General features: G+C 61.8%; 13 protein-coding genes. 6 read left to right on the forward strand and 7 right to left on the reverse strand.

The features are described 5' to 3' along the window. Positions 1-594 precede the first annotated feature (594 nt). The 4 genes from OMP44_RS25010 to OMP44_RS14505 form a co-directional block, all read right to left on the reverse strand. Complete coding sequence (locus tag OMP44_RS25010; protein WP_431312645.1) at positions 595-891, reverse strand: single stranded DNA-binding domain-containing protein; 297 nt, start codon at positions 889-891, stop codon at positions 595-597. Continuing rightward, positions 881-949, reverse strand: coding sequence for a hypothetical protein (locus OMP44_RS25015; RefSeq protein ID WP_431312655.1), 69 nt, complete (start codon positions 947-949; stop codon positions 881-883). Before OMP44_RS25015 ends, OMP44_RS25010 begins: the two co-directional genes overlap by 11 nt. A gap of 588 nt (positions 950-1,537) precedes the next feature. Beyond that, positions 1,538-2,458 (reverse strand): alpha/beta fold hydrolase, encoded by a 921-nt coding sequence (locus tag OMP44_RS14500; RefSeq protein ID WP_280309155.1) that lies wholly within the window; start codon positions 2,456-2,458, stop codon positions 1,538-1,540. Beyond that, on the reverse strand, positions 2,455-3,345 hold the full coding sequence (locus OMP44_RS14505) for an alpha/beta fold hydrolase (protein WP_280309156.1): 891 nt from the start codon (positions 3,343-3,345) through the stop codon (positions 2,455-2,457). The genes OMP44_RS14500 and OMP44_RS14505 overlap by 4 nt, the downstream gene beginning before the upstream one ends. A 117-nt stretch (positions 3,346-3,462) precedes the next feature. Between OMP44_RS14505 and OMP44_RS14510 the strand changes: the two genes are divergently transcribed. After that, positions 3,463-3,960, forward strand: coding sequence for a MerR family transcriptional regulator (locus tag OMP44_RS14510; protein ID WP_280309158.1), 498 nt, complete (start codon positions 3,463-3,465; stop codon positions 3,958-3,960). 205 nt (positions 3,961-4,165) lie between these two features. Here the strand turns inward: OMP44_RS14510 and OMP44_RS14515 are convergent, their stop codons facing one another. Then, a complete protein-coding gene (locus OMP44_RS14515; RefSeq protein WP_280309160.1) occupies positions 4,166-4,468 on the reverse strand; it encodes a hypothetical protein in 303 nt (100 codons plus the stop codon). Positions 4,469-5,435: 967 nt separating this feature from the next. Here OMP44_RS14515 and OMP44_RS25020 point away from each other — a divergent pair. Next, on the forward strand, positions 5,436-5,693 hold the full coding sequence (locus tag OMP44_RS25020) for a fumarate hydratase C-terminal domain-containing protein (RefSeq protein ID WP_431312646.1): 258 nt from the start codon (positions 5,436-5,438) through the stop codon (positions 5,691-5,693). A 73-nt stretch (positions 5,694-5,766) separates the two neighbouring features. Here OMP44_RS25020 and OMP44_RS14520 read toward each other — a convergent pair whose 3' ends face one another. After that, the gene (locus tag OMP44_RS14520; RefSeq protein WP_280309162.1) at positions 5,767-6,384 is read right to left on the reverse strand and encodes an FMN-dependent NADH-azoreductase; all 618 of its coding nucleotides are present in this window, start codon (positions 6,382-6,384) and stop codon (positions 5,767-5,769) included. A gap of 167 nt (positions 6,385-6,551) precedes the next feature. On the opposite strand from OMP44_RS14520, the gene OMP44_RS14525 reads away from it, so the two are divergent. Further along, entirely contained in the window at positions 6,552-6,926 is a 375-nt protein-coding gene (locus tag OMP44_RS14525; protein WP_280309164.1) for a winged helix-turn-helix transcriptional regulator, read from the forward strand. 150 nt (positions 6,927-7,076) lie between these two features. Here OMP44_RS14525 and OMP44_RS14530 read toward each other — a convergent pair whose 3' ends face one another. Then, positions 7,077-7,976 (reverse strand): LysR family transcriptional regulator, encoded by a 900-nt coding sequence (locus OMP44_RS14530; RefSeq protein WP_280309166.1) that lies wholly within the window; start codon positions 7,974-7,976, stop codon positions 7,077-7,079. A gap of 111 nt (positions 7,977-8,087) precedes the next feature. Between OMP44_RS14530 and OMP44_RS14535 the strand changes: the two genes are divergently transcribed. The 3 genes from OMP44_RS14535 to OMP44_RS14545 all read left to right on the forward strand — a co-directional run bounded on the left by OMP44_RS14535 (position 8,088) and on the right by OMP44_RS14545 (position 12,286). Further along, positions 8,088-9,593, forward strand: coding sequence for a hypothetical protein (locus OMP44_RS14535; RefSeq protein WP_280309168.1), 1,506 nt, complete (start codon positions 8,088-8,090; stop codon positions 9,591-9,593). Positions 9,594-9,993: 400 nt separating this feature from the next. Then, positions 9,994-10,758 (forward strand): SDR family NAD(P)-dependent oxidoreductase, encoded by a 765-nt coding sequence (locus tag OMP44_RS14540; RefSeq protein WP_280309170.1) that lies wholly within the window; start codon positions 9,994-9,996, stop codon positions 10,756-10,758. Positions 10,759-10,879: 121 nt separating this feature from the next. Beyond that, positions 10,880-12,286: a purine-cytosine permease family protein gene (locus tag OMP44_RS14545; protein WP_280309171.1), complete on the forward strand. Its 1,407-nt coding sequence runs from the start codon at positions 10,880-10,882 to the stop codon at positions 12,284-12,286. Positions 12,287-12,349 lie beyond the last annotated feature (63 nt).

The following is a 12,349-nucleotide window of genomic DNA, read 5'->3' on the forward strand; positions in this document are numbered from 1 at the left end:
CTCCAGGGGGGGAGTTTGCTGCAAGGGAATTTAATAAGGAGTAGAGGAGGTAGGAGCGGGGAGTTCTACGTTTTCAGCAGCTTCAAGCCCAGGCACGGCCTAGCTAAATGGGATACCAAATCGCAGGCAAAAAAAGACCCGGCAGTGCCGGGCCCAAACCGTGATTAGCCTGATGAGGAGATAACCGAAAGGTCCGACCGCAGGACCTCCAGATCTCAACCGATCTCGCGACCGGCTGAACTAATAGTATCAATTCGCATTTGCTAATCAACCCTTTTTGCGAAATATTCTCATAAATATTGCTTTCTCAACGCCGGCTATACGGTAGCTTCGGTGCAGTGGGAAACTTTTTTCACAAGGTCTTAGGGAATCTTGTCGTCGAAGTCGTCACCAGTTGGAGCGGGGGTATGACCTGGAGCTGAGGTCTTCGTCGTCGGCCACGGCTGTGCTCTGGCCCATCGTGATGGGCTCGATGCCTTGCACCAGGTAAGCAACTCGGTTGGCCCGGATCTCAATCGCAACTTGCTCCCCACCGTTGCCATTCTTCCAAGTATCCAAGACCGCCCGGCGGCCGATCAGCACGCGCATTCCTTTCTAGTACACCCGGCTATCGCTTTTCGCTTCGCGGTGCCAGAGCTCGACGTGGGCCCAGAAGTCGCTTCGATCCTCGTAGGAGTTATCCCGCCGGCGAATGTTATTGTTGAAATCGACGTTCAGCCGAAGCAGTTGCCGCGGATCCTGATTGACCTTCTGAAACCGCTTGTACTTGGGTGCAGAGCTAATGTTGCCTTCCCATACTACTGCTGTGCCCATGTCGAGCCTTCTGTTGGGATGCGGCGTCTTCGCTGCGAGATCGAGCGTTCTGTTACAGCTGTTCGGTTTAAACGGCATCGGCTTGGGCCATCTTCTCGGCGCACTCGGCACCCTGCCGACCGACGGCATGGACCAAGCCGATCTGCGTATTTAGAGCAATGCACTGAGCTTCATGGCGTGCATGTTCTGAAGCGGTGTTGTGGTGACCAGGTCATGGCGGTATAGGTCCGCCCAAAGCAGTACGCCTTTCTTCCGTTTCCCACTCTGCTGCCAGCGCGGAGAGACAGGACCGCTGAGGTGTGGTGATAGAACTTGCGGACTGGCATGAGTGTGAAGGGGAAGCGCTGAACATCTTCTTTTATGAAAGCGAATGGGCAAGGCAAGCGGTAGCGTCAAAGAGAAGCGGCTGGAAGCCTCCGTTATCCTGTGCGACCAGACACCACTTTGATGGAGAACTGAAGGGCGGTCGCCAGCGGAGTCCCTCGCGGCATTGGTCCACGGCGTGGGGCCTGATACGCCAAAGCGATGATGATCGTACCGATGCTGGTTAGAGCCGTGCAGATAGCTTCGTAGCAGGTCATGAAGTGTTCCTGGGTTTTTAGGGAACACCTATTTGACTGTCACGACCTGAACCCGGGTTGCTAGATTTTCCGAAACGAAGCTGGCCACGCGCCCGACAGCTGCTTGAGGGTCTTACGACTGCCGTCGGCGCAAGCGCTGATTGTCAGGTTTTCTCGCCTGCGGACGACGTCTTAACGACGGCCTCCGGTCGTCCCGCGAGGAATGGTGTAAGCACGGCGAGCACCTCTGCCGGAGAGTGCTCCGGTTGCAAATGACCGCCTGGTAAAGCTTGGCCGCGAACGTTCCGTGCCCAACGGCGCCAGATTGTCGTAGGCAGCTCACCGGTGACCTGGTCTGCCGACCAAAGCACCAGCAGCGGGCAATCCACGCGCCGGCCCTGAGCCTTGTCCGCGAGATCGTCCGCCAGGTCCTCGTCGGCGCTAGCGCGGTAGTCCTCGCAGATAGCGCGGCGCACTGCAGGATCACGAAAGGCCTCTCGATAGGCTGCCAATGCATGTGGCTCAACACGGTCGAGCCTGCCCGCCATACGCGCCAGCGCCTGGTCGAGAAAGGCATCGGGATCGGCCGCCAGCAGGCGCTCCGGCAGGTCGCTCTGTTGAGCCAGGAAGCTCCAGTGAAAATTCGCAAGCCCGTGTGCTCGATCAAAGGACGTCCATGCCTCTGGTGTGGGCACCACAGTGAGCGACGCGTAGCGCTCGACGCGAGCCGGATGGTCCAGCGCCAGCCGGTAGCCGACGCGTGCGCCTCGGTCATGGCCAACCACAGCGAAGGTATCGAGCCTGAGGGTGTCCATCAGCTCCAACAAGGCAGCCGCCCCGCGCCGCTTGGTCCAGCGAGATCCCTGGTCCAGCTGACGGCTGGCGCCGTAGCCCGGCAGATCAGGCACCACCACCCGATACGTCCGGGCGAGCTCCGGGGCAACGCGGCGCCATGCGAGGTGACTCTGGGGATAGCCGTGTAGCAGCAGAACGGCCGCTCCCTGGCCGCCGATCACACCGCGGAAGGCGGCCGACGGTGTGTCCTGGCAGAGCCGCTCGAAACCGGGGAAATCGGAGGCTGTCATGGCTGGCGTCTCGCTACGCGGTCGACGAAGGTTGCCAGGTCGTGATTGAAGCGCGGCGCCTCTTCCAGGAACGGCGCATGCCCCGATTCAGCGTAGCGCGTGACCGTGACGCGCGGATTCAGCGCCTGGGCCCGGGCGATGGATGCCTCTGGCCGTACCAGGGCGTCCTTTTCGCCATACAGCAGCCAGACCGGCACGCGCGCGCGGCCCAGCCCGGTGGCAGCCGCCACATCCTGACCCTGCACCGCGCTCTGCATATCCCAGGATGCCATGGCAGCATTAGCATACAGGCGCTGGAACATCGCTGGCGCCGGCGGCGTGGCGAAGCACAGGGCGAGGAAATCTCGGATGGCATCCAGATGCGTACGCAGATCGGATGAGACCAGGTCCCTGTAGATCTTCGGGTGCGGCACGATCTGCGCCGAAGCGAGCTCAATGACTCCATCCACGTAGACTGCACCGGAAATGGCGCTGTCCCCATAGGCGGCCAGGTAGTTGGATATGACCGTAGCGCCCAGGGACCATCCTACGAGCACGGGACGGTGGGCACCGGTGACACCGAGGACGGCGGCCAGATCGTCGGCCCACCGCCGACCCTCCCGATAAGCCGCGGCATCGGACGGCTTGCCTGAAAGGCCATGGCCACGTAGGTCGTAGGTGATCAGGCGGAAGCGACTCAGCTCAGCGCTCGAGAGCTGGGCGTCCCAATTCAGCCGGCTGCCCAGCAAACCATGGATGAAGACGATCGGCATCCCGCTGGGATTGCCCCTCTCTTGGACGGCGAGCTCCACACCATCGAGTGCCTTCACTCGCCATTCCCGCGCTTGGGCGGCAAAACTGGTCAGACTCAACAATAGGATCAGCGATAGCAGACGCAGACGACTCATGGTGGCTCTCCGAGATAGGGGAGTCGTAACTTTCAGGGCTAACACCAGTGTGAGGGTCAAGCGGTGCGTGTCATGCGATAGTGGATCTTTCCTCCCACCATCGTTCGGACCGTCGTCATGACTGCTGCCGCGTCTTCCCTCAGCATCGGCCAGCTGGCAACCGCCACCGGCGTCAGCGTGCGCTCCCTACGCCACTACGAAGCCCAGGGCTTGCTTGTGGCTGGACGCGGTACCAATGGCTACCGGCACTTCCCGGCCAGCGCGGTGGCGCAGGTCCGGCAGCTGCAGCGGCTGCTTGGCGCCGGCTTCAGCCTGGCGGAGATCCGCAGCTTTCCAGATTGCATGCGGTTGATCGAAGGGACCCAGGCCTGCCCGGAGACTTCGGCCGCGCAGCGGAGAGCTTGGAGCGTCAGATTGGTGAACTGGAGAGCCGTCGCGCTCGCCTGCTTCAGATGCTTCGAGAAAGCGAAGGGCCTGCGGCGTAATACCGCTCTCGGGGCAGCCGCACACACCGTGCGCCCGGCCGTAGGCGCGTGCCAAAACGCGTCTTCCAGGCCGCGGCGTACTGCGGATCTGTTTGGAACTCAGGGGAATAGGACTTCTCACCCAGGGTGATCCGATAGCGGTTGTTGAGCATAGGCACAGGCCTCCAAGCCAAGGGGCGGCTGTCTCCTCACCGAGGCCAAATGGCGAGTAATGCTACAGGCCCCGGCGAAGGAGAGATTCCTTTCAGTACAGCACGACAGCAGCTTCCGCAAACCTCATATTGACCACTTCCCGGGCGTGAATCCATAGAGCTGGCCAGCGACCGACAGTGGCGCTAGTCCCGGTACTGAAGCCCCACAGCGGATCGGCAGTTGCGATGCTCCAGGCTGCCGGCTTTATACGGCCAGCAGGCGCGGTCCTTCATGCTCGGTGTCTGGTGCACCACCGTGATCTTCGTTGGCTGCGGGCGCGCCTCTTCTGGCGCCAGGTTTAGAGAGGCGTCATTGAAGCTCACCACGTTATCGGCGCCGCGGGGCGTGAAGTTCCGATCGTTGAACACGGTCTGCTTGCCGGTCGGCGCTGCTGGCGGCAGACCGCTCGATGGTGGGGTGGCCACAGCCGCCGCGTTCTCTTCCACGGGTGAAGGCGTAGCGCGGCGGACCGTGCCGCGGACGGTATCGGCCGGGTCTGGGGCAAAGTGAGCTGCAGCCTCAGAGCGAAGGGCAGGGTGGTCAGTACCTACGGTTGTCGGTGGACCTGGCGGCGCCCGGCTGGCCAGCTCTAGGGCAGCGAGTGTCGCGAGGCCCCCCATGGCAAGGCACGCGACTAAAGCAACAGGCCGTGCCCTACGCGGCTTCTGCACCAGCCAATCAGGCGCATCATCAGGCTCAGCACTCATTGCCATGTTCAAAACTCCTTTTCCTTCGCTTCCAAGGTGGCCAGGCGCTGTTCTCGGCGGTGCATGACATACTGGTGCCAGGGTAAACGCAGCCGGCGCCCAGGCCAGGTCATTCTTCGATGTGCGGTCCCCGACAAACGATGAGGTGCCGGTGTTTGCGTTTTCCAGCAGGCGGCTAGCCTGGATGCCCTTCCAGTATCGAACGAGCGCATGATCAGGGATCCAAAGTCCTACAGGATCGATAGGCGAAGCAAGAGGGTGCAGTCGCTGCCCTGAACGAGCTTGGGCAGATTGCCGCTGTGGATCTCGTAGGCTTGGACTATCTGGGCCGGCACAAGGTGGCCAACGGGGCCTGGCAGTTCCGTGATGCGTCTCGCGGGGAGATGATGGCTGTCACTTCTACCACTCCCCGAGCGCGCATCGCGCGCGGAGAGGAGTGGAAAAAAGTTAGGAGCTAGCAAACTCGATCAGAAGCTGCGCTTGGCTAAGCTGTCCAGTCTCTGCGATATGGTGCTTTTGAGCATACCCTAAAAGAACACCGAGTCCGACGTCTTAGACTGACGAAGCATGGCCCCCTTCACTCTGCGGTACTGGTGGCTAACATCGTGTGCGCAGTCAGCAGAGGTTGTTGTGCTAGTAAACTAGACATGGAAGAAGAACCACCTGATAGATCATCCCGCGGGTGGTCAGGTGCTCGGAGTGATCCATGCAACGCGTGGGGTGTGTCTACCTGGCCTTCTTAGGGGGTGGTTACACCCTATTGTCATACGCGATCAAAGCGGAGGTTCAAGTGGGCTGGCCCGAGTTGCTAACCCAATATCGGCTATCGAAGATTCGTGTGCGCAGCCTTGGTGCCGTTGTAGTGGCTATCGATGCGCATGGTAAAAGTCTGTATGCGGAAACTACCGCGCAAGCGGGGGATAACGCTGCGTCTGGATTATCCACTTGGCCCGCTGCTAGTTAGCAAGCTCCCTCCTGCGCATCGGAGCTTGCTGTCGCACCTAAATAAGGTTGTGGTCTGACTCATGTCCACGAAATCACATCGGATTCGTGAGCAGCGCCGCGATGGTAGTTTCAGTATTGGTAATGGCGGCCTTCAAGGCATCGGGACCCAACACCGTACCCTCGATGCGTATCAATTCGACCTCGGTCAGGCCGATGAAGCCAAGTAGGTGCAGCAAATAATTGGTCTGAAAATCGAACGCGGCCCACACACCCTCCGCGAACCGCCCGCCCGCCGCAGTGACCAGATAGACCTTCTTGCCGATCAGCAGTCCTCGCGGCCCGGCGTCGCCGTAGTTGAAGGTAACGCCGGGCCAGGTGACGTGGTCGAACCAGGCCTTGAGCTGCGACGACGGCCCGAAATTAATCATGCCCGAACCGAGTACCAGCACATCGGCGGCGTGCAACTCATCTACCAGAACCTGGGCGATCCGCACCGCCTCGACCTGCTCCACGGTGCGTTCCGCGGGCGCCGTGATCCGGCCCTGGATATAGGCCGGGGTGATATGCGGCGGCGGACTGGCGGCGAGGTCGCGTACGGTCAGATTGCCACCCGTGCTGGCCTTGAGGCCTGCAGCTATTTCATTAGCGAAGCGGCTAGACAGGCTATCGGCCCCGCGTGGACTGGAGGTGATTAGAAGGATATGACTCATAGTGACCTCAAGGTATAAAAAAGTAATCAGGTAATTTTTTTTTACTCAATTACCAGCGAGCACGGAGGATGCTATGGTTCCTGCTCTCCCCACAAGAAGGCACACGCATGTCACCTAGTCCCAGCGAGCCCTCGACTGCCCTACCATCACCCAACACAGGTGGCTGTGTGGCCACCCGGCAGATCCTTGATCGCATCGGGGATAAATGGAGCCTCTACATCGTCGCCCTATTGGCCAACGGACCGCGGCGCTTTAGCGAGCTTAAGCGCGGCATCGACGGCATTTCCCAACGAATGCTGACGCTGACCTTACGAGGCCTAGAACGCGACGGCTTGATCACTCGAACGCTGTATCCGACGATTCCGCCACGTGTCGACTATGCCCTCACCGAGCTGGGCAGCAAGCTGTTGCAGCCGGTCATGGCCTTGGTCAACTGGGCGAACGAGCACCAGACGGCGATCGCCGCAGCGAATCAGCGTTTCGACGACAAGACGGAACCCGATCAGGTGATGGTGCAGGGCGTCGTCTACGAGCGTCGATAAGCAAGCCCAGGCCATTGGGGCTCATGGCCCCGAGCCCAGCTTCGCGCCATGGGACGTTTGCACCAAGCCGGTGTGCAGGCTGCCAAGCATTGTCGACGCAATCGGCCAGACTGCCGACGAAAAGGCGACGACATTTGATCGACCCTGAATCTACGCCACCGGCGTGCGCGCCTCTGCCGCCAGCATCTCGACGAAGGTGGTGACCTTTGAGGGACGAAAACGCGCCGTGGGATAGACCGCATGGATGCCGTCCGTCGGCAGCGACCACTCCGGCATCAGCGTGACCAGCTCCCCGGTCGAGAGAGCGTTCGCCACGAGGAAGTCCGGAAGTATCGACAGTCCGCCACTCGCCAGCGTCGCCGCGAGTACGGCTGGCGTGGCGTTGATCGTGAGTACCGGACGCATCCGCAGCGTGCGTTGTTCAGTAGCGCCCCGGGCGAAGCGCCAGGTGAGGGGCTCCTTAAGGGAGCCGTTGGCAATGAAGGGCGCAGTCACCAGCTCATTTGGATCGGTGAGGGCCAGAGTCTTGGCCAGCTGCGGGGTAGCGACCAGGAGCTGGCGGAAATCGCCCAAGCGCCGGGCATGCAGGCTGGAGTCTTCGAGCCAACCGACCCGGATGGACAGGTCGATCTGGTTGGCGATTGGGTTGATCCGGGTATCGGATAGCAACAGCTCGACCTGGCACGCCGGATAACGCTGGGCAAAGGCCGCCGCCAGCGGCGCGATCCTGAAGGTACCATAGTCGTTGGAGGCCGCCACCCGCAGCACGCCGCTCGGCTCGGTGCTGGGACGGGTCACCTCGCCAATGGCGTCCTCGGCCTGGCGCAGGATGCTCACACTTCGCCCGTGCAGCAGCCGTCCGGCTTCGGTGGGCACGACCCGCCGGGTCGTGCGCATCAGCAGCGCGGTCTTCAATTCCTCTTCGAGCTTGGCCACCTGCTGGCTGACGACGGTCTTTGTGATACCGAGCCGTTCGGCCGCCCGGGTGAAGGAGCCCGTGTCCACAACGGCAGCGAAGTATGCGAGTCGGTTTAGATTAACGGCGTCCATGCAACTCCGTGCGATTGTAAGCCAATGACTTACAGACTGTAGCATTAGATAGGATTTATCCGGCAGTACCGGTTCGCTAAGGTGGCTACAGGTCTTCAGCAGCCACCCACCATGCGCATCACCTACCTTTTCGATCCCCTCTGCGGCTGGTGCTACGGCGCGAGCCCGGCCTTGGAGCGCCTTTCACACCGCGCCGACGTCATCCTGGAACTCGCCCCCACCGGCCTGTTCGCTGGCGAGAATGCCCGCCCCATGGATGCAAACTTCGCCGCATTTGCCTGGCAGAACGACCAGCGCATCCAACGCCTCACCGGCCAGGTGTTTTCCGAGGCTTACCAACGGCAGGTACTTGAGGCGACCACCGCACGATTCGACTCGACGCCCGCGACCCTCGGAGTGATCGCCGTGGGCCTGACCGAACCAGAGCGCGAGCTCGAAGCCCTACAAGCACTACAACAGGCCCGCTATGTCGACGGTCTGGATAACGCCCTGCTCTCCGTGGTTGCTGAGGTGCTGTCCAGCGTCGGTTTCACCGCGCCGCCAACCGCGTCCTGGCGCCTGATGCCGGATTGCTCGACGCCTATGACGCGCGCCTCAAGGCAGCCCGGCGCGAAGTGGCGCGCTTCGGCGCCCAAGGCGTGCCAACGCTCGTCATCGAAGATGCCAAGGGCAGTCGGCTGCTATCGAGCAACTTGCTGTTCGGCGAACCGGCAGCTCTGGACGCTCAGTTGCACGCCGGCTGAACGCCCCTCTCGCCACGTGCCCCTATTTGCCACGGAACGCCCCATGACCACTGCCAACCAGCATGCCCGCCTGAGCTGGACCCACTTCCCTGCCGGGGAGAAAGGCTTCTTCCGAGCCCCGGTGCTGCTGACCGGCTCGACCGAAGCCCTGCTGATCGATGGCGGTTTCACCTATCCCGACGGCCACGCCTTGGCGGACGCAATCAAGGCCACCGGCAAGCCCCTGACGACGATCTATATCAGCCAGTCGGACCCGGATTACTACTTCAGCCTCAAGCCGGTGCACGACGCCTTCCCCCAGGCCAGAGTCATCGCCGCGCCTGAAACCCGCGCCGCTATCCAGGCCAATGTGGCGAAGAAACTCGCCGTCTGGGGACCGCAGCTAAAGGAAAACGGTCCGCAGACGCTAGACGACATCGTGCTTCCCGAAGCCTTCGATGGCCCCACGCTGACAGTAGATGGCGAAACCGTGGAAATCCTCGCCGCTGAGGGGCTCACCAATCGCCGCTATCTCTGGGTCCCCTCGCTGCGCGCTGTGTTCGGTGGCGTCCTGCTGTTCTCCGGCGTGCATGTCTGGACCGCCGATACCCAGAGCAAGGCGCAACGTGCCGCCTGGGTAGCCGCGCTCGATGCCATCGCCGCCCGCGCCCCGGCCATTGTGGTGCCCGGCCACCTGATGCCCGCCACCGCGACCGACCAGACCGCCATCGCGCACACCCGCTCCTATCTGCTGGCCTTCGAGGAAGAACTGGACAAGGCCCAGCACGCCGCCGCGCTCGAGGCGGCCATGACAGCGCGCTTCCCGAACCTGGGCATGGGCGTCGCGCTCAACATCGGCGCCAAGGTCGCCACCGGCGAAATGCAATGGGGTTGAGATGACCAGTAATCGCGACCTTATCCGCCGTACCTATGACGGCCCCTCCGAGGACTGATATGGGAATTACGGCCGCCCCTGTTCGAGGCGATCGTAATTCCGTGCCAGTCCTCTTCTCAACGTTCCACTCCTGGCGCCGTGGCCACAAAAAGTGCCTTTAACATGCGGTCATGCCACCCCCGGCAGCGCTCGTACCGATTGGATAGGCCGCGGCTTGGCGCTATCCATCCTGTCGTTCTGGTTGATCGCCAGCTGCCTTGCGCTACGCCCGATTTCAGAAATATTTCCTTTGGGATCAGCAGGTTGACTGGCCATATATCCTTCGGCATATGGACGCTCCCGACGACTGCCCCTAGCGTCTGATCCATCGGTTCAGCTTTGGACTATCAGGAGAACGCTCATGGGACGCCTCGCGGGAAAAGTCGCTTTAATCACAGGTGGCGCAGGGGGTTGTGGCCTCTCCGCGTCCACACTGTTCGCCCGCGAAGGTGCCAAGGTGGCGATTCTCGATTTGCCGAGTAGCGACGGCGCGGCCGTGGCCGAGCGTATCCAAAGCGCAGGGGGCAGCGCCTGCTTTATCGCCGCCGACGTTTCCAAGTCCGACCAGGTACAGGCCGCCGTTACCCAGGTGGAGCAGCGCTTCGGTGCGATCACCGTGCTGATGAACCATGCCGGCACCATCCATGTGGGCCCCTTTCTGGAAACGGGGGAGGACGACTGGGACCGCTTGATGGCGATCAACGTCAAGAGCATGTTCCTGGTGTCGCGTGCGGTCTTGCCGGGCATGATCGCTGCTGGCGGTGGCAGCGTGATTTGCACCTCTTCGATCTCCGGGGTGGTCGGCACGCCGATGGAGGTGCTCTATTGCACTACCAAGGGCGCCTGCCACATGTTCGCCCGGGCGCTGTCGGTGGAGTTTCGCGATCGTAACATCCGCAGCAACGCCATCTGTCCCGGCTTCATCGGTACCGCCCATGGTCGCCGTGAGCTCGACCTGTTGCGCGAGCATGGCACCGAGGTATCCGACGCGACCCTGGCGGGGATGCAAGGTCGTCTGTGCGACCCGGCGGAAGTGGCGGCGGCCGCGCTGTTCCTGGCCAGCGATGATTCCAGCTTCGTCAACGGTACCCATTTGTTCGTCGATAACGCCTATACCGCGGCCTGAGCATCCGTTCGGACGCCGACCGCAGCGAGCCCGCGCCCCCGTCTATAACAAGGCACGGCTCCCCAGCACCTGACACTGCCAACCAAAAAACCTAGAACACCTTGGCGAGAAGGAGCAACACATGGAAATCGAGAATCGCAGCGTCGAGTTCATTCCCGAGCACGAGCGTTATGGATCGCCCAAGCGTCTCTTCACCATCTGGTGCAGCGCCAACATGCAGGTCACTACGCTCGTGATCGGAGCTTTGGGCGTGGTGGCCGGTCTGAACCTGGGCTGGACCTTCATTGGGTTGATCTTGGGCAACCTTATCGGCTCTGTGTTCATGGCGGCGCATTCCGCCCAGGGGCCGCACCTGGGCATTCCGCAGATGATCCAGAGCCGGGCGCAGTTCGGGGTGATCGGCGCCGGCGTGCCGCTGGCCATCGTGGTGCTGGCCTACATTCTCTTCACCGCGGCCAACGGCGTGGTGATGCGCGATTCGATCAAGGCGGTGGCGCCAATCTCGGATAACAACGCCATCATTCTGTTCGGGGTCCTTACCCTAGTCGTCGGTTTCATGGGCTACGAGCTGATCCATCGCATCGGCGCTTGGATGAGTGCCCTATCCAGCCTCGTCTTCGCGCTGGCGGCCTATGCCGTTTGGCAGCACGGTGTGCCGAGCGGGGTCTGGGAGGTGTCGGCGGGCACCTTCAAGTTCGCCGTCTTCTGCCTGGTGGTGACCCAGGCTGCCTCCTGGACGCTGGGCTTCGGTCCCTACGTCGCCGACTACTCACGCTATCTGCCCAGCAGCATCTCCACGCGCTTGACCTTCTGGTACAGCTACCTGGGCATCGTGGTGGGCTCGACGCTGCTGATGCTGCTCGGTGCCCTAATGGCCGCTTCCGCCATGGACGTCACCACCGATCCCGGCAGCGCCATCGCCAAGCTCTTCCCGGGTTACGAGACTCTGGTGTACGGCGTGGTCATCGTCGGGGTGCTGGAGTGGAACGTGATGAACCTGTACAGCTCCTACATGTCCACTACCACCATTTTCACCGGCTTCAACGGCAAGGTGCGGATCAGCCTGCTGACCAAGTTCGTCATCATGGCCATCGTCGCCGCCATCGTGACCTGGATCGCCATCGCCGCCCAATACAACTTCAGCGCCTACTTCAGTGACATCCTGATCGGCCAGGTCTATGTGCTGGTGCCGTGGAGCGCCATCAACCTCGCGGACTACTACTGGATTCGCAAGGGGCGCTACTGTGTGGCGGCCATGTACGACGTCAACGGCATCTACGGCAAGGTGAACTGGAACACCCTGTCGATTTACGCCTTCGCCGTGGTGGTGCAGATTCCTTTCATGGAGCTGTCGTTCTACAAGGGACCAATCGCCGCCCTGGTCGGCACGGATATCTCCTGGCTGCCCGCGCTGGTCGTACCCGGGGTGCTGTATTACCTGGTGAATCGTCGCAAGCAGTTGCACCTGACGCCCTTTGGAAGCGTCCAGTCCTTCGCCACTCCGGTCACCCCGCTCGAGCGTGCCTGAGCCGGAAGGCGCCCAGCTGGGCGCCTGATCTCGGCGCCCGCTAACGACGGCGCTACCACGGGG

It is taken from the genome of Pseudomonas flavocrustae (assembly GCF_029872515.1).
Classification (GTDB): Bacteria; Pseudomonadota; Gammaproteobacteria; order Pseudomonadales; family Pseudomonadaceae; genus Chryseomonas; species Chryseomonas aestiva.

Coding starts and splice junctions, on each gene's coding strand:
- OMP44_RS14505 (WP_280309156.1), bottom strand. CDS start 3,345: ATGAGTCGTCTGCGTCTGCTATCGCTGATCCTATTGTTGAGTCTGACC.
- OMP44_RS14545 (WP_280309171.1), top strand. CDS start 10,880: ATGGAAATCGAGAATCGCAGCGTCGAGTTCATTCCCGAGCACGAGCGT.
- OMP44_RS25020 (WP_431312646.1), top strand. CDS start 5,436: ATGCAACGCGTGGGGTGTGTCTACCTGGCCTTCTTAGGGGGTGGTTAC.
- OMP44_RS14535 (WP_280309168.1), top strand. CDS start 8,088: ATGCGCATCACCTACCTTTTCGATCCCCTCTGCGGCTGGTGCTACGGC.
- OMP44_RS25010 (WP_431312645.1), bottom strand. CDS start 891: ATGCCGTTTAAACCGAACAGCTGTAACAGAACGCTCGATCTCGCAGCG.
- OMP44_RS14540 (WP_280309170.1), top strand. CDS start 9,994: ATGGGACGCCTCGCGGGAAAAGTCGCTTTAATCACAGGTGGCGCAGGG.
- OMP44_RS14520 (WP_280309162.1), bottom strand. CDS start 6,384: ATGAGTCATATCCTTCTAATCACCTCCAGTCCACGCGGGGCCGATAGC.
- OMP44_RS14530 (WP_280309166.1), bottom strand. CDS start 7,976: ATGGACGCCGTTAATCTAAACCGACTCGCATACTTCGCTGCCGTTGTG.
- OMP44_RS14500 (WP_280309155.1), bottom strand. CDS start 2,458: ATGACAGCCTCCGATTTCCCCGGTTTCGAGCGGCTCTGCCAGGACACA.
- OMP44_RS14510 (WP_280309158.1), top strand. CDS start 3,463: ATGACTGCTGCCGCGTCTTCCCTCAGCATCGGCCAGCTGGCAACCGCC.